Annotated in this window: 18 protein-coding genes and 1 riboswitch; of the genes, 17 read left to right on the top strand and 1 reads right to left on the bottom strand. The window is 29.4% G+C overall.

The genetic code is table 11. The features are described from left to right. Position 1: 1 nt before the first annotated feature. The 15 genes from KGF41_RS08380 to fabZ all read left to right on the top strand — a co-directional run bounded on the left by KGF41_RS08380 (position 2) and on the right by fabZ (position 13,326). Complete coding sequence (locus KGF41_RS08380) at positions 2-598, top strand: CDP-alcohol phosphatidyltransferase family protein (RefSeq protein ID WP_227850245.1); 597 nt, start codon at positions 2-4, stop codon at positions 596-598. Between the two features lie 23 nt (positions 599-621). Continuing rightward, positions 622-1,839 (top strand): ABC transporter substrate-binding protein, encoded by a 1,218-nt coding sequence (locus tag KGF41_RS08375; protein ID WP_227850246.1) that lies wholly within the window; start codon positions 622-624, stop codon positions 1,837-1,839. Then, positions 1,829-2,704: an ABC transporter permease subunit gene (locus tag KGF41_RS08370; RefSeq protein ID WP_227827889.1), complete on the top strand. Its 876-nt coding sequence runs from the start codon at positions 1,829-1,831 to the stop codon at positions 2,702-2,704. Before KGF41_RS08375 ends, KGF41_RS08370 begins: the two co-directional genes overlap by 11 nt. Positions 2,705-2,712: 8 nt before the next feature. After that, positions 2,713-3,507 carry an ABC transporter permease gene (locus tag KGF41_RS08365; protein ID WP_227856566.1) on the top strand — a complete coding sequence of 265 codons (795 nt, stop codon included), beginning with the start codon at positions 2,713-2,715 and terminating at the stop codon, positions 3,505-3,507. 20 nt (positions 3,508-3,527) lie between these two features. Continuing rightward, on the top strand, positions 3,528-4,565 hold the full coding sequence (locus KGF41_RS08360) for an ABC transporter ATP-binding protein (RefSeq protein WP_227827887.1): 1,038 nt from the start codon (positions 3,528-3,530) through the stop codon (positions 4,563-4,565). Positions 4,566-4,700: 135 nt separating this feature from the next. Next, on the top strand, positions 4,701-5,441 hold the full coding sequence (locus KGF41_RS08355; RefSeq protein WP_227856565.1) for a rhodanese-like domain-containing protein: 741 nt from the start codon (positions 4,701-4,703) through the stop codon (positions 5,439-5,441). Between the two features lie 42 nt (positions 5,442-5,483). Continuing rightward, positions 5,484-6,269, top strand: coding sequence for a rhodanese-like domain-containing protein (locus KGF41_RS08350; RefSeq protein WP_227856564.1), 786 nt, complete (start codon positions 5,484-5,486; stop codon positions 6,267-6,269). 185 nt (positions 6,270-6,454) lie between these two features. Continuing rightward, on the top strand, positions 6,455-7,324 hold the full coding sequence (locus KGF41_RS08345; RefSeq protein WP_227856563.1) for a 4Fe-4S binding protein: 870 nt from the start codon (positions 6,455-6,457) through the stop codon (positions 7,322-7,324). Positions 7,325-7,409: 85 nt separating this feature from the next. Continuing rightward, on the top strand, positions 7,410-8,147 hold the full coding sequence (locus KGF41_RS08340) for a YwmB family TATA-box binding protein (protein WP_227839399.1): 738 nt from the start codon (positions 7,410-7,412) through the stop codon (positions 8,145-8,147). 20 nt (positions 8,148-8,167) lie between these two features. Further along, the gene (murA, locus tag KGF41_RS08335) at positions 8,168-9,421 is read left to right on the top strand and encodes a UDP-N-acetylglucosamine 1-carboxyvinyltransferase (RefSeq protein ID WP_227827882.1); all 1,254 of its coding nucleotides are present in this window, start codon (positions 8,168-8,170) and stop codon (positions 9,419-9,421) included. Positions 9,422-9,508: 87 nt separating this feature from the next. After that, entirely contained in the window at positions 9,509-10,573 is a 1,065-nt protein-coding gene (gene spoIID, locus KGF41_RS08330; protein ID WP_227856562.1) for a stage II sporulation protein D, read from the top strand. A 65-nt stretch (positions 10,574-10,638) separates the two neighbouring features. Next, positions 10,639-11,307: a M23 family metallopeptidase gene (locus tag KGF41_RS08325; RefSeq protein WP_227434544.1), complete on the top strand. Its 669-nt coding sequence runs from the start codon at positions 10,639-10,641 to the stop codon at positions 11,305-11,307. Between the two features lie 97 nt (positions 11,308-11,404). Beyond that, on the top strand, positions 11,405-11,665 hold the full coding sequence (spoIIID, locus tag KGF41_RS08320) for a sporulation transcriptional regulator SpoIIID (RefSeq protein WP_044212029.1): 261 nt from the start codon (positions 11,405-11,407) through the stop codon (positions 11,663-11,665). Positions 11,666-11,862: 197 nt separating this feature from the next. After that, on the top strand, positions 11,863-12,882 hold the full coding sequence (locus KGF41_RS08315) for a rod shape-determining protein (protein ID WP_003425449.1): 1,020 nt from the start codon (positions 11,863-11,865) through the stop codon (positions 12,880-12,882). A gap of 15 nt (positions 12,883-12,897) precedes the next feature. Beyond that, a complete protein-coding gene (gene fabZ, locus KGF41_RS08310; protein ID WP_227483562.1) occupies positions 12,898-13,326 on the top strand; it encodes a 3-hydroxyacyl-ACP dehydratase FabZ in 429 nt (142 codons plus the stop codon). Positions 13,327-13,461: 135 nt separating this feature from the next. On the opposite strand, the gene yyaC is transcribed toward fabZ, so the two are convergent. After that, complete coding sequence (yyaC, locus tag KGF41_RS08305; RefSeq protein WP_021382545.1) at positions 13,462-13,971, bottom strand: spore protease YyaC; 510 nt, start codon at positions 13,969-13,971, stop codon at positions 13,462-13,464. A gap of 188 nt (positions 13,972-14,159) precedes the next feature. Further along, a riboswitch (SAM riboswitch) is annotated at positions 14,160-14,263 on the top strand. A gap of 136 nt (positions 14,264-14,399) precedes the next feature. On the opposite strand from yyaC, the gene metK reads away from it, so the two are divergent. Both metK and KGF41_RS08295 read left to right on the top strand, forming a co-directional pair. Beyond that, entirely contained in the window at positions 14,400-15,593 is a 1,194-nt protein-coding gene (gene metK, locus KGF41_RS08300; RefSeq protein WP_227827880.1) for a methionine adenosyltransferase, read from the top strand. A gap of 334 nt (positions 15,594-15,927) precedes the next feature. Further along, positions 15,928-17,025, top strand: coding sequence for a hypothetical protein (locus KGF41_RS08295; protein ID WP_227856561.1), 1,098 nt, complete (start codon positions 15,928-15,930; stop codon positions 17,023-17,025). Positions 17,026-17,121: the final 96 nt, after the last annotated feature.

Here is a 17,121-nt window from a genome sequence, read left to right as displayed (position 1 = left end):
AATGAAAGGAAATGATATGTTAGATACACATGCAAGAAAATATGTAGAGCCATTTATAAGCAAGGGAGCAGAGTTCTTTTTAAAACTTAAATTAACCCCAAATAACGTAACAATAATAGCGCTTATAGTTGGAATATCTACGTCTTTATTTATATATCTCGATATGAAAGTGCTAGCAATAATTACATTATGGGTTTCAGGATACCTAGATGCTGTAGATGGTGATATGGCTAGAAGTAGTAATAAAACATCCTTATTTGGAACATTAATGGATATTACTTTTGATAGAATAGTAGAAATAAGCATGATTTTAGTATTTGGTTTGAAGATGATTGATGTAAGATTAAATCTAATGATTCTTTTAAGTAGTATTCTTATCTCAATGACTATATTTTTAACTGTTGGTGCTTTAACTGATAAAAAAGGTATGAAATCATTTTATTATCAAGCTGGCGTAGCTGAAAGGAGTGAGGGATTTATACTTTTTACTTTGATGATTTTATTTCAAAGTTATATTGGGATGATAGCAAATCTATTTTCTATAGTAGTTTTATTTACAGCAGTTCAAAGACTATTAGAAGCAAAAAAAATATTATAAATTAATTTTCGAGAGGGGAAAAAATGAAAAAAAGGATATTAACAATACTATTATGTTTAGGACTTATATTTGGATTGGTAGGGTGCTCAAATAACGATAAAAAAGAAGAGCCTCAAAAAGACATATTAGAAAGTAGCAATGAAGAGATTTTAAAATCTGCAAAAGGTACAACAGTTAACTTTTATGGATATGGTGGAAATGAAGTAATGAATAAATGGTTTGATAGTTATGTAATTCCAAAGATGAAAGAAGACTATGACATAACTTTAAAAAGAGTAGGAATGGATATAGAAAACATTCTTAATAAACTATTGTCAGAAAAACAAGCTGGAAGTGCTAAGGGTACTATAGATGTGGTTTGGATAAATGGAGAAAACTTTAAAACAGCAAAAGAGAATAAATTGCTATTTGGACCTTTTGTAGAGAAACTTTCTAATTATGAAAAGTATGTTGATTCATCTTCTGAAGATATTACTACAGATTTCGGAGTGAAGGTAGAGGGGATGGAAGCTCCTTGGGGTAAATCTCAATTTGCAGTTGTAACAGATACATCTAAGATTAATACAAAAATAACTGATGCAGAAACACTAAAAGAAGCAATTGTATCTAATCCTGGAAAATTTACTTATCCAGCTCCACCAGATTTTACAGGAAGTGCATTTGTTAGAAATATAATATATGATGTAGTAGGATATGATAAAGTAAAAAATTTACCAGAAGATGAAGCTAAAGTAAAACAAGCCATACAACCAGCTATGGATTATCTTAAAGAAATAAAACCATACTTATGGAATAAAGGTAAAACTTATCCTGCGACATCTTCCCAGTTAGACAATATGTATTCAGATAATGAAACTTATTTTACAATGACTTATGCTCCAAATGTATTATTAGGAAGAATAGAAAATGGAGAGTTTAGCAAATCTACAAAAGCAATAGAATTTGAAAAAGGAAATATAAGTAACACACACTTTGTTGCTATACCAGATAATTCTCAAAATAAAGAAGGTGCAATAGCGTTAATAGATTTCTTGATGAGTATAGATGCACAATCCTCTAAGACAGAAACTAAAAATTGGGGAGATACATCTGTTTTAGATATGAAAAAGATTCCAAGTGAAGATGTTAAGAAATTTAGTGAAACTATAGTATTAAAAAATTCAGTTCCAGAATTAAAAGCAGGAATAGTTCCAATAATAGAAAAAATATGGACTCAAGAGGTACTAGAAAGTGAAAAGTAAAATAATTAATGATAAAATAATTCCATATTTATTAATAGCACCTGTATCTATCATCTTGATACTTATAATGGGTGTAGGAATTATAAATTGCATCTCGCAAAGTCTAGGATTTTTTCCTCAGATTGGTCTTGAGCAAATTACATTAAGTTATTATAGAGAAATTTTTAGAGATTCTAATTTTTTAGAATCTCTTATCTTTAGTTTGAAGATTTCTTTAGTGTCATCGATTTTAGCTGTTATTATAGGTATACTTTTAGCATACATAATGTCTCAAAATAGATTTTCTAAAGTTAGATATATGATTCTAAATATTCCACTAGTAGTTCCACATATAATAGTTGTATTGTTGGTATTTATAATATTTTCTCAAACAGGTATAATTTCAAGAGTATTTTACTTTTTCAATATAATAAAGGATTCATCTGAATTTATACCAATGGTTTCTGATAAAAACGGAATAGGGATAATTTTAGTTTATCTGTGGAAAGGAATACCATATATAACACTAATGGTTTATAATATACTGAAAAATATAAATGATAATCTACAACAGGTATCTATAAATTTAGGTGCAAGTAAACTTCAAACTTTTAGATATATAGTGTTGCCACTTGCTATGCCCACAATAATTTCTTCATTTATAATAATTTTTGCCTTTTCGTTTGGTTCTTTTGAAGTTCCTTTTTTAATAGGAGCATCAACTCCAAAAGCATTACCAGTTCAAGCATATCTGAGTTATGCTAGCTCAGATTTAATGCAAAGACCAATCTCAATGTGTATCAATGTTTTATTATCTGGAATAAGTTTTATACTATTAATAATTTATGATAGATTTTTTAATAAAATATCAAAATATAATGTATAGGAGTATCTATGAGTAAAAAATTTAATATAATTCTTAATATCCTGTTTGTAGTTATTATAACTCCTATAATATTATTGGCAATATGGGGAGTTGTAAATACATGGCCATTTCCAAATTTTTTACCTAATGAATTTTCATTAAGAGGATTTAGATATATTTTAGATATAAGTAATCTGAATATTATTTTGAGAAGTATTATAATATCAATAACTGTAGTCTTAGTCACTATTTTATTAAGCATACCAGCATCCAAAGCATTAGCATTATATAACTTTAAAGGAAAAAGGTTTTGTGAGTTACTGATATTGTCTCCAATTATAATTCCACTAATATCTGTTGCTATGGGCATACATATAGCATTTATAAGAATAGGTCTAGCCAATAATATTTTGGGAGTAATTATTATAAATATACTTCCATGCATACCATATTCAGTTCGAATAATAACAGATGTTTATAAATTAATAGGTGATAATTTAGAAATACAAGCGAGAGTACTTGGAGCAAGTAGATTTAATACATTTAGATATGTGACTTTCCCTTTGATTTTGCCAGGGATATTGGGTGCATCAAGTATGTCTTTCATAATATCATTTAGTCAATATTTTTTGACTCTTCTTATAGGTGGAGGTAGTGTCATAACCTATCCAATGATTATGTTTCCATATATACAAAGTGGAGACAGGACAATAGCATCTTTGTATAGTATGGTTTTTTTAATAATAAGTTTATTTATCTTGATAATAATAGAATACAATGTAAAAAAGAAATATAAACATATTCAAAATACAAGGCTATTTTAGTACGATTGGAGGTGTAACAATTGTCATCAGTTAAACTTATAAATTTATGTAAGAGTTTTAACAAAATAAAAGTTTTAAACAATATGAATTTGGATATAAAAGAAGGAGAAATAGTTTCTCTTTTAGGCCCATCAGGTTGTGGAAAAAGTACTACTCTAAAATTAATTGCTGGTATTCTACATCCTGATTACGGAGATATACTTTTAAATAATGAATCAGTATTAGATATACCTATAGGAAAAAGAGATACTGTGATAGTTTTTCAAGATTATTTACTATTTCCACATATGACTTTATATGAAAATATAGAATTTGGTCTTAAAATGAAAAAAATAAACAAGAATATAAGACAAAGTAAAGTAAATGAGCTTATAAATTTAGTTAAGCTAAAAGGATATGAAAATAAATATCCAAACGAACTCTCAGGAGGACAACAACAACGTGTTGCAATAGCAAGGTCTTTAGCAATAAATCCAAAGGTACTGTTATTAGATGAGCCATTTTCAAATTTAGATATTAATTTACGCAATGAAATGAGAGAATTTGTATTAGGATTACAAAAACATCTAAAGATAACAACGGTATTAGTAACACATGACAAAGAAGAAGCATTGATGATGAGTGATAGAATAGCAGTTATGTTAAATGGTGAGGTTAAACAATTCGACACGCCAGATAACCTTTATGAAAATCCCAAAAGTAAAGAAGTTGCAAATATATTTGGAGAAAAAAATTATTTAATAGGAAATATAAGAAACGGAGAATTTGTAAATGATATAATTTCTATTAAATTAGATAAATATAAAAATATAAATATAGATAATGTAGAATTAATGATACCAAAAGAAAGTATAATCCTAAAAGCGATTAATAATGATGTAGGAAGAGAAGGGATTATATTAAGAAAGAGATATGCAGGAGATAAAATTTACTATGATGTAGATATTGACGGAACTGTATTAAAAGCTAGTAGTAACAATAATTTATATGAAATAAATGAAAAGGTAAATGTATTTATAGAACAAAGAAAAATTCTATTCTTTCCTATTGAATTATAGAAAAAAACTATAACTGTAATCAAGTAAATAAGTATCAAATATATTTTAATTTTGTTATAATGAATTCGAATACTATAATAAAATAAGATTTTATATCAAAAAAGGGAATATTTTTAATATTTGGAGGGTAATTTTATGAAATTTAGTAAAAGATTTAAAGTTTTAGCTATTGGTTTAACTTTAGTATTAACATTAGGGAGTGTAGTTGGTTGTGATTCTAAAGAATCAGAAAAACCAAAAGAATCTTCTCAAAGTCAAGATAAGACTAGTTATAAAGAAGCCACAGGAGAAGAGGCTGTAAAAATGATGAAGAAAAATAAAGAGTTATTGATATTAGATGTAAGAGGTGCAGACGACTATGCTAAAGGTCATATTATAAATGGTATAAATATATCAGTGGATGATTTAGAAGGTAAATTAAGTGATTTAGAAGGATATAAGGATAAAACTATATTAGTGTATTGTAACTCAGGTAAAAAAAGTGCAAAAGCGGCTGAAATATTAATAAAAAATGGATTTAAAGATGTTTATAATGCAGAAGGTGTAAAAGATTTTGATTATGGATTAGTTAAATATAATGATATAACTGCGCCTGAAATGTTAAAGTTAATAAGCGAAAATAAAGATGCTATAGTGATAGATGCTAGAAAGGCAAAGGAATTTGAAACTGGACATTTAAAAGAAGCTATCAATATACCATTAGAAGACACAGAAAAGAAAATGGGAGAACTTGATAAAAATAAGGATATAATCTTATACTGTAGAACTGGAAATAGAAGTGGACAAGCAGCTAAAATACTTTCAGAGAATGGATTTACAAAAGTATATAATTCAATTGATGGTGTAGATGAATATGATTTTGATTTAGTTAAATAGATTAAAATAATAAAAGATTGCTTAGAAATCGGAGTACAAATTATGTCAAAGAAATTCAGAGAAGAAAAAGAATCTTATGCAAAAGGGCATATACCTACAAGTGTTCATATAAATACTGATATTATAGAACCTCCTCCAACATGGATGCTTACTAATGATGATAATTTGGCCAAATTTGCTTTAGACTATGGATTTACAAAAGATGATACTGTGATAGTTTCAAGTAGTGCATCTATGGCTTCTTATAGAATTGCTATTATATTACGATATATAGGAGTAAGAGATGTAAGAGTTTTGAATGGCGGAATAAACTCATGGTTATCAGAAGGATATGAGTTGGAGTTAACTAGCAATCCAAAGAGTTCATGTACTACTTTTGGGGCAAATATACCAGCTAATCCACAACTAATTGTTAGTATACCAGAATTAAAGCAAAAGCTAAGAGATAAAAATAAATTTACGTTAGTGGACAATCGTTCTTGGGATGAACATATAGGTAAAATATCTGGATATAGCTATTATGATAAAAAAGGGCGTATACCAGGAGCCTTATATGGTTATGCAGGTAGTGACAGTGTATCACTAGAAGAGTACCGTAATATAGATAACACAATGAGAAATCAATATGAGATCTTGGAAATGTGGGATAAAGAAAATATAGATACTAATAAACAACTTGCATTTATGTGTGGCAGTGGATGGCGTGCTGCAGAGGTATTAACATATGCAAATGTTATGGGATTTGAAAATACTTCTCTCTATAGTGATGGATGGATGGGATGGAGTCTTGATGATTCAAATCCAATTGAAATAGGAGATTTAAAATAGAATTTTGTAAAAAATACAATATAATTGTTTAAAATGAAGGTATATTCAGTTTATTAAGTTGAATATACCTTTGTTATGTTTTAAAATATAAACATAGTTAGAATATGCTTATATAGATGTACACTTATTTAAACATATTATTAGCAATATAGAATTAGAAATTTATATATTATGAGGTGTGAAATATGATTAGTAAAGCTGAAAAAGCAAGGTTAAAAGCTGAAGGTATATTAGCTCAAAGCCAAGAAGGGTATTTCTCAATAAGAATATTGAGTAGAGCTGGAAACTTTACAGCAGAACAACTTATCAACTTATCAAAGCTATCTGAAAAATATGGTAGAGGTTATTTAGGTGTTACTACTAGATTAGCTGTTGAAATACCATGGATAAAGTATGAAGATATAGATTTAATGAAGGAAGATTTAAAAGCTGTAGGGTTAAAGCATGGTGGTACGGGTAAAAAAGTAAGACCATTAGTCGCATGTAAGGGTACTGTATGCCAACATGGAATATATGATACACAAGAATTATGTGGAAAGTTACATGATTCATATTTTGGATATGATTTACCATCTAAAACTAAAATTACATTAGTTGGATGTCCAAATAACTGTGCAAAGGCGAATACTAATGATGTGGGTATAGTAGGTCAAGTATATGTAAAATTTAATGAAGAGAAATGTAAAAATTGTGGGTTGTGTACATCATCCTGTAGACAAAAAGCAGTTTATATGGAAGATAAGAAATTAGTGTGGAATAAAGAAGAATGTGTAAATTGTGGAAAGTGTGCTCAAGCATGTCCATTTGGAGCTATGGAAGTTGATAAAAAAGGACTAGCTGTTTATCTTGGTGGTAGAATGGGAAGAGGCTATAGATTTGGAGATAGACTTAGTAATTTGTATACAGAAGATAATATAGAAGAATTAGTGCAAGATGTATTTTATACATATAAACAATTAGCAAGTCCAGGAGAAAGAATAAGTAAAGTATTAGAGAGAATTGGAATTGAAGAGTTTGAAAAACATTTATTGAATATAAAATTACAAAATGCATAAAAATACATAATGATGAAGTATATCTCTCTTAAATTTGTTAATAATTCTGTTATAGAGAAAAACAAATTTAAGGGGGATTTTTATTATGAAGATAATAAAATTAGTTGTAAGTTTTTTTATGTTAATGGCTATAGGCATGACAATATCTTATGCGGATACAAGCATAAATACTAGATATAATAAACTAATTAGTGCTCTTGAAACTTCAGAAGCTGATTTTAAATATTATAATATGAAAATTAATTCTGTTATAAATTATAATTTATCAAATAAAGAATTACATAATATTTTTCTAGAAATAATTAACAATCTAAAGCTAGATGAAAAAGGAATAAATTGGAATGAAAAAGGGTATGGCGATAAAATACAATTATGTGCTACTATAAAAGATAGCGATAAAGAAATTTCTATAAAAGGAATAAATAAAAATAATAAAGAAAGCTACATAATAGTTGACATATTGGACAACAAAGTATATAAACATAAAGAGGATATTTATAGTAGTGTAGAAAATGTGTTAAATAAATATTCATCTCAAGTAGATGTATCTGCTTGTGTTGTTGGAGAATACACAAAAAGGTTACAAAACCACAAATATGATGATATTTTACAAAAAATATTATATAATATGAGTGCTAAGCAAATAGATAAAGTGAAAGACGTAAACTTTTTATCTATAACAGCATATAGTAAAGTATTAAATGATGATGATTTAGAATATTTAGGGGAAAAAATCAATTTAAATATAGGAATTAAATATAATGAGGACGATGGAAAAACACTCATATATATTGCCACACCAATTATAAAATTAGATTATTAATTATGAGGAGATCAGAAAATATGGCTAAGATAATAGTAAAAAAGAGTAATCCACTTAAAGGTAGTGTTAAAATAGATGGTGCAAAAAATGCAGTTTTACCAATAATAGCAGCAACTTTATTAGCGAACGGGAAATCAACTTTAAATGGAGTCCCAAATTTGAGAGATGTTCATGTTATATCAGATTTATTGAGACATGTAGGAGCAGAAGTTGAATATAAAGAAAATATACTTACTGTTGATGCAAGTAATATAAAAACTTGTGAAGCTCCATATGAGCTTGTAAGAAAGATGAGAGCTTCTTTTTTGGTTATGGGACCATTACTTGCTAGATTTAATAGTACAAAAATTTCTATGCCAGGAGGATGTGCTATAGGAACGAGACCTATAGATTTACATTTAAAAGGATTTAAAGCTTTAGGTGCAAAAATAGAAATGGACCATGGTTTTGTTGAAGCTGCAACAGAAAAATTAGTAGGAAATAAATTGTATTTAGATTTCCCATCTGTTGGAGCTACTGAAAATATAATGATGGCAGCTTCTTTAGCAGAAGGAACTACAATAATAGAAAATGCAGCAGAAGAACCAGAAATAGTTGACTTAGCTAATTTCTTAAATGAAATGGGAGCAGATGTTAAAGGTGCAGGTACTAACACTATAAAGATAAAAGGTGTTAAGGAGTTAAAAGGAGCAGAACATAATGTAATTCCAGACAGAATAGAAGCAGCAACTTATATGGTTGCAGCAGCTATGACAAAAGGTGACATAACAGTTGAAAATGTTTTAATGGAGCATTTAAAGCCAGTTGTAGCTAAATTAAGAGAAGCAGGTTGTGAAATTACAGAGATGGACAATTCTGTTAGAGTAGTAGGTCCAAAGGTATTAAAGCCAATAGACATAAAGACTTTACCACATCCAGGGTTTCCTACAGATGTGCAAGCTCAGTTTATGGCTATGCTTACTGTAGCTAATGGAACTGGTGTAGTTATAGAAACTGTTTTTGAAAATAGATTTATGCATGTTGCTGAATTCAATAGAATGGGTGCTAATATAAAAATAGATGGAAGAAGTGCGGTTGTTAATGGAGTAGATGAATTACACGGTGCAGCAGTAAATGCTACTGATTTAAGAGCAGGAGCAGCGCTTATTTTATGCGGTCTTATAGCAGAAGGAGAAACTCAAATAGGAGAAATATACCATATTCAAAGAGGTTATGTTGATATAGATAAAAAGATAACAGCATTAGGTGGTCAAATCAAAATAGTAGAAGATTAATAATTGGTTTAGATAAGTAAGTTATAAATTGATAGGGGTTGTTCATATACTTAAATACAAGGTTTTAAAAGCTAAGGAGGAGAGTATATGAAGAACCCATTGGTTGTTTTGTTAGGATTTGTAACTTGCTCTGTGTTAGTCCCTTCATTGATAACTTTAGTTTCTTACAAAAATGTGGAACTAACTGAAAAACCAGAGAAAGTAGTATCTATAAACAAAACCATTAAAAAAAATGATATTAAAGATGAAAGTAAGAAAGAAGAGAAAAAGGTAGTAAACTATGAAACTGTAGACAAAAAAACACCAGTTATAAATGTCTATAATCACATATCAAGTAAAGTTGAAAAAATGGACATGGAAAACTATCTATGTGGAGTACTAGCTGGTGAGATGTCCTCGGATTTTGATATAGAGGCTTTAAAAGCCCAAGCTGTAGCAGCTAGAACGTATGTAGTATATAAGCAAGAACATGGGAAATCAAGTAAACATAAAAATGCAGTGGTATGTACTGATTACAAACACTGTCAAGAGTACAAGAGTTATGCTACTCTTAAAAAGTTGAATGGCGAAGAATGGATTAAAAATAAGTATTCTAAAATTCAAAACGCAGTTAAAGGTACTAAGGGGCAGATAATAACTTATAATGATAAGGCTATACTTCCTCTTTATTTCTCTACCTCTTCAGGGAAAACAGAGAATAGTGAAGAAGTATTTGCATCAAAATATCCTTATTTAAAATCTGTAGAAAGCCCATATGATAAGTATTCTCCAAAATTTGCATCAACACTTAAAATAAGTAATACAGATTTTGTCAAGAGTCTTAGAAAGTTTTATAGTAGTATTGTAATAGATGTGAATAATTTGAGTAAACAAGTTGCAATAACTAAAAGAAGCGATGCTGGAACTGTAGAAAAAATAAAATTAGGAAACAAAGAAGTAACAGGTAAAGATGTAAGAACTGTTTTTAACTTAAATTCTGCAAACTTTGATATAAAATTTGGAGAAGGATACATAGATTTTGTAGTAAAAGGATATGGTCATGGTGTTGGTATGAGCCAATGGGGAGCTGAAGGTATGGCAGAAGAAGGCTATAAATACTATGATATATTATCACATTACTATACTGATACAAAAATAAAAGATATATACTAATAATTGTATAAAATACCAAAAACACGTCAATAATCCAAATGTAGAAATATATTTGGAGGTGCGAAATGAAGAAAAAACTGTTAGAAAAAGATGGTTTTTATTTATCTTTATTTGTATGTGTTTGTTTATTAGCAGTAGGTGGAGTTTGGTTTACAAATAATAATGTAGATAAATTAGCTTCTAATAAAGGCATGATAGAAAAATCTAATAAAGATAGTGAAGAGGAAATACATTTAATTGAAAAAGATAAGAAAGATGCTATCCCTACTGCGACAGATTCAAAACAAAACTTAGAAAAAGCTAAGGCAAAAGAAGAAAATAAGTCAAGTACAACAAAATTAAATTACATTGGTGATAAGATAATAAGAGAGTATTCAGAAAAAGAACCTAGTTATTCTAAAACATTGGATGTTTGGGAAACTCATAAAGGTATAGATGTTAGTTGTACTAAAGGTAAAGAAATAAAATCTCTATTAAACGGAATGGTAGTAGATGTATTTGACGATGAAGAATATGGAAAATCAGTAAAAATAAAAAGCGACAATAATACTGTAGTAGTATATTCAAATCTAGATGAAAATGTTAGTGTTAAGAAGAATCAGAAAGTAACAGAAGGACAATCACTAGGTACTGTAGGAAGTACTTCTCAGATAGAAAGTGAAGAAGGTATACATGTGCATTTAGAAGCATATAATGGAGAAAAATCTATAGACCCAATGAGTCTAATTAAGTAAAAGTATAACAAGTTTAATCATATTTGGTTAAGCTTGTTATATTTTTTGGTGTTTTTACATATATATCATTAAAGCTATTATGTGAGGGGGGTAATCTTTGAGATCTCATATAGAGGAAAGAGCCATAGTGGTAGCAAAATATATACTTGAAAAAAACACTACAGTAAGACAAACAGCCAAGACATTTGGAGTAAGTAAAAGTACAATTCACAAGGATGTTACAGAAAGATTGAAGGAAATAAATCCATCCCTTGCCAAAGAAGTTAAAAGTGTGCTAGACAAAAATAAATCAGAGAGACATATTAGAGGGGGATTAGCAACGAAATTAAAGTATGAGAAGGAACATAAAAAAATGTAGGTTAAAAACCTACTTTTTTTATTACATTAAATTATTATAAGAAATATATTAGATAATTATAAATAGTAAAAGAATAATACCCTCAAAACATTTATTTTCTCTTGATTAAAGCGAGATTTTTGTATATGCTTTATTATAGGAGTATTAATAAATAGGCTTATAATATAATCTAATATATAAATGAAGGAGTTGAAAAAATGGCTGGAGCTGATATAGGCATAGATTTAGGTACTGCAAATGTACTTGTTTATGTTAGTGGTAAGGGAATCGTTTTAGAAGAACCATCTGTTGTTGCAATAGACAACAGAACAGATTCTGTTTTAGCTGTAGGAGAAGAGGCTAAAAAAATGATAGGAAGAACACCAGGTAATATAGTTGCAATAAGACCTTTAAGAGATGGTGTAATTTCAGATTATGATGTAACTGAGAAGATGTTAAAATCTTTTATAGATAAGATAGTTGATAAAAAGGGATTTGGAAGATTTTTCATGCCTAGAATTATGGTATGTGTGCCAACAGGTGTTACAGAAGTAGAAAAGAGAGCAGTAGAGGATGCAACTAGACAAGCTGGGGCTAGAGAAGTATATATCATAGAAGAGCCAATAGCAGCAGCTATAGGAGCTGGTGTAGACATATCACAACCTAATGGTAATATGATTATAGATATTGGTGGAGGAACTGTAGATATAGCCGTAATATCACTAGGAGGAGCAGTTGTAAGTGAATCTATAAAAGTTGGTGGAGACCGATTTGATGATGCTATAGTTAAGTACATGAAAAAACAACATAATCTTCTTATTGGAGAAAGAACAGCAGAAAAAATTAAGTTTGAAATTGGTTCTGCATTTAAGAGAGAAGAAGAAAAGTATATGAAAATAACAGGAAGAAATCTGATTACAGGTCTTCCTAGTTCTATAACTATAAACTCAACAGAAATGTTAGAAGCCCTTAGAGAATGTGTTGAACAAATAGTTGTTGCAACTCATGCTGTTTTAGAAAAAACACCACCTGAATTAGCAGCAGACATAGGTGATGTTGGTATAATAATGACTGGCGGAGGCTCATTATTATATGGATTAGATAAAATAATAGAACAGAGAACAGGAATAACTGTTACAATAGCAGATGAACCACTATCTTGTGTTGCGAAAGGAACAGGGATTGCTTTGGGCTCAATAGATTTACTTGAAACAGGTGGGTCTTTCAAAAGAAAATAATTAGGAGAGTTTAAAATGTTAAATATAGATGAAATAAAAGAACTAATACCACATAGATATCCATTTTTATTAGTGGACAAGATTACAGAGTTAGAAGTTGGAAAAAGAGCTGTTGGTATAAAAAATGTAACAGTTAATGAACCATTTTTTCAAGGTCATTTTCCAAATTACCCATTGATGCCAGGCGTGTTGATAGTAGAAGCTCTAGCACAAGTGTGTGGAGTGGCAATGATGTCTTTGGAAGAAAATAAAGGGAAATTAGGTGTATTTGCTGGTATTGATAAAGTTAGAATCAAGAGAGAAGTAAGACCAGGAGATACATTGACTATGGAAGTTGAAATGACAACGCTTAGAAGAAATATAGCAAAAGCAGATGCTAAAGCTTATGTTGGTGAAGAACTTGTCTGTAAAGGTGAGTTAATGTTTGCTCTAGTAGAGAAATAAAATTTTTAAGCATGAAAACAGAAGAATAAATATCAAAATAAAAAGGTAGATAATTTGGAGTATTTATTAAATTAAATACTCTATAGTATCTACCCTTTTAATACAAAAAATTTTATCAGTTACCTTATATAAGATTTAAGTAGATACCAATAGTGCTAAGGCTATTGTTTCAGCTAAGTCTAGTATAAAGCTAAGACGTATATTATTAAATGAAAGTCTGTTATTTTCATCAATTTTATCTACAATTCCTACTATAGAATAATTTCCTATTTGAGGTAGTTTTTTTCCCACACCTTTTCCAGGCAGGATAGGTCCTTCTCTAATCTGTATATTACCTATGTTACTCTGTGACCCCAAGCAAGCATCTATAGCCAAGAAGTTACCTTGCATATGTGTATTTTTTATAGTATCTAAAGACTCATATATATTTAAGGCGTGAATAGGGTTATCTAGTGTACCGTAAACGGGGTATTTAAATTTACTGTTTTTAAGTATTGTTCCAACTAAAGGGCCTAAAGTATCACCTATAGCCCTGTCTGTTCCTATGCAAACAACAATCGTATTTTCATTAATTATGGTTTTGAGAACTGAACTTAGCATCTGTATAACATCATCATCGCTGTAATTTACTTTAGCTAAATACAATAGGAACACCCCCTTCAAAAAAATATATGAATAAAAAACATTAAAAAGACCTAACTTTAAATTTCAGATAGAGATAATATTTTATTTGTCTCACAAAAAAAGTAATGGCAAAAATATGACTAAAAATCTTGACAAAATTTTAAAAAAATAGTAAGCTAATAAGGTAAAATAAAACTTAAATCTTGATTACCTTATCAAGAGAGGCTGAGGGATAGGCCCTGTGAAGCCCAGCAACCACCCAAATGGGAAAAGGTGCTAATTCCTGCAAGACAAAAGTCTTGAAAGATGAGGTCAGTTAATTAGTATGTGATTACGATTATTAACCTCTTCTTATAAGGAGAGGTTTTTTATTTTGAGTAAAATTTCTAAGAATTTAAGATAAGGTAAAACCTATAATAAAAATTAAGAATGAATAAGGAGGAACAAAAATGGCAAGACATTTATTTACTTCAGAATCAGTTACAGAAGGACATCCTGATAAGATATGTGACCAAATATCAGATTCAATATTAGATGCATTGTTAGAAAAAGACCCACAATCTAGAGTAGCTTGTGAAACTACAGTAACAACAGGCTTAGTTTTAGTAGCTGGAGAAATAAGTACATCTGCTTATGTAGATATACCTAAATTAGTAAGAGAAACAGTAAAAGAAATTGGATATACAAGAGCAAAATATGGATTTGACTGTGACACTTGTGCAGTTATAACTTCTATAGATGAACAATCTGGAGATATAGCTATGGGAGTTGATGAAGGTCTAGAAAGTAAGACTGGAGAAGAAATAGAACAAGAAATAGAAAAAGTGGGAGCTGGAGACCAAGGTATAATGTTTGGATTTGCATGTAATGAAACTCCAGAATTAATGCCACTTCCAATATCATTAGCTCATAAATTATCAAGAAGACTTACAGAAGTTAGAAAGACAGGTTTAGTTGATTATTTAAGACCAGATGGAAAAACTCAAGTTACTGTTGAATATGAAGGAAATAAAGCTATAAGAGTACATACAGTTCTTATATCAGCTCAACACTGTGAAACAGTATCAAATGATAAGATAAGACAAGATTTAATTGAGCATGTTATAAAATCAGTTATACCAGCTGAATTACTTGATGAAGATACTAAAATTTATATAAACCCAACAGGAAGATTCGTTATAGGAGGACCTCAAGGAGATACAGGTCTTACAGGAAGAAAAATAATAATAGACACTTATGGTGGATATTCTAGACATGGTGGAGGAGCTTTTTCAGGAAAAGACCCTACAAAAGTTGATAGATCTGCTGCTTATGCTGCTAGATATGTGGCTAAAAATATTGTTGCAGCTGGACTTGCAGATAAATGTGAGATAGAACTTGCATATGCCATAGGTATAGCTAGACCATTATCTATATTTATAGATACTTTTGGGACAGGCAAAGTTTCAGAAGAAAAGCTTGTTGAACTAGTAAACAAACACTTTGATTTAAGACCAGGAGCAATAATAAGAGATTTAGATTTAAGAAAGCCTCTTTACAAAAAGGTTGCTGCTTATGGTCACTTTGGTAGAACGGATATAGATTTACCATGGGAAAGAACTGATAAAGTAGAACAATTAAGAAAAGACGCATTAGGTGAATAATGCTTAGATAAGGAGCTGCTAGAATGTAATTTTAAAATTACGTTTTAGCAGTTTTTTATTTTATGATTAAATATATTTAATAAATACTAATTTTCAATCATATAATAAAGAAACGTTATTTAGTGAGATTAATATATTTCATTATATAATATTGCATTAAATTAATACATATTAGGAGACATATGTTAAAAACTGGTTAAGATTTCGTTAAGTAATGTTAAATAATTCAAAAAATATTGAAAAGCATCAATAATACAACTAATATAGTCTTAATAAACTTACATTAAATTTTACTTATTAAAAAATTTATTTTATTTAGGAGGGAGTAGTGTGTATGTCGGGTAAAATGAACATCAAAATGGTTATAAGTTTTGCTGGAGCATATGTAGCGACTGTAATAGGTTCTGGATTTGCAACTGGTCAAGAGATATTACAATTCTTTACGTTTTATGGGTATGCTGGTATTATAGGAGGAATAATATCTATGGTATTATTCTCATGGTTTGGAGCAGAAGTTATAGAAAAAGGGAGAGAACTAAAGCTTAAAGAGCCAATAAAGATTTATCAAGTATATTGTGGAAAATATCTTGGTACATTTTTTGAATGGTTTGGACCATTGTTTTTGTTTGGTACATTAGTAATAATGATTGCAGGAGCAGGAGCTACATTGTCAGAGTATTATGGGCTAAATCCATATGTAGGTAGAATTGGCATGGCAATCGTTTCCCTAATAACTGTATCTCTAGGTTTGACAAGACTTTCAAAGATACTAGGTAATATAGGTCCTATAATAATAATATTTACACTTTTAGTGGGAGCAATTAGTTTATTTAGTAATATTGGTGCTTTATCAAATGCAGGAGCTATAGTTGATAGTCTAAACGTTAAAACTGCTACATCAAATGGATATTTCTCAGGTGTACTTTATACTTGCTATAATGTAATAATAGTAATAACATTCTTGACAGGAATGGGAGCTTCAGCAGTAAATAAGAAAGATGCTGTATGGGGAGGTATAATAGGTGGAGTAGCACTTATGGCAGCAGCTATAATGATGAATCTAGCACTACTTTCAGATGTAGGAAATATATACACAAAAGAAATACCAGCTCTTTATTTAGCTGACAAGATATCTCCAATTATAGGTATTTTATTCTCAGTAGTACTTTTATTAGGAATATATACTACAGCTGTACCATTATTATGGTCAGTAACTAATAGATTTGTGGAAGATGACCATCCTAAATTTAAAATAATAACAGTAGTAGTAAGCATATTAGCATGTATAGGAGGATTATTACCATTTGATAAACTTGTAGGGACATTATATCCATACACAGGTTATATGGGAATTTTAATTTTACTATGTATGCTTTATCGAAGAATTACCAAAACTGAAGGATATAAGGAAAATAAATCTGAAGTAAATTAATATCAAAATAAATTTGTGAAATTTAATCTATGTTTTAGAAGCAAGATGGTTGAAATAAAATAATTATTTGTATATGGTGCCTTTATTTTAAGGTAC

The sequence above is a fragment of the Clostridioides sp. ZZV14-6150 genome, assembly GCF_020657875.1.
Classification (GTDB): domain Bacteria; phylum Bacillota; class Clostridia; order Peptostreptococcales; family Peptostreptococcaceae; genus Clostridioides.
The sequence above is the reverse complement of the archived record's forward strand: the minus strand, read 5'-3'. Positions and strand labels throughout refer to the sequence as shown.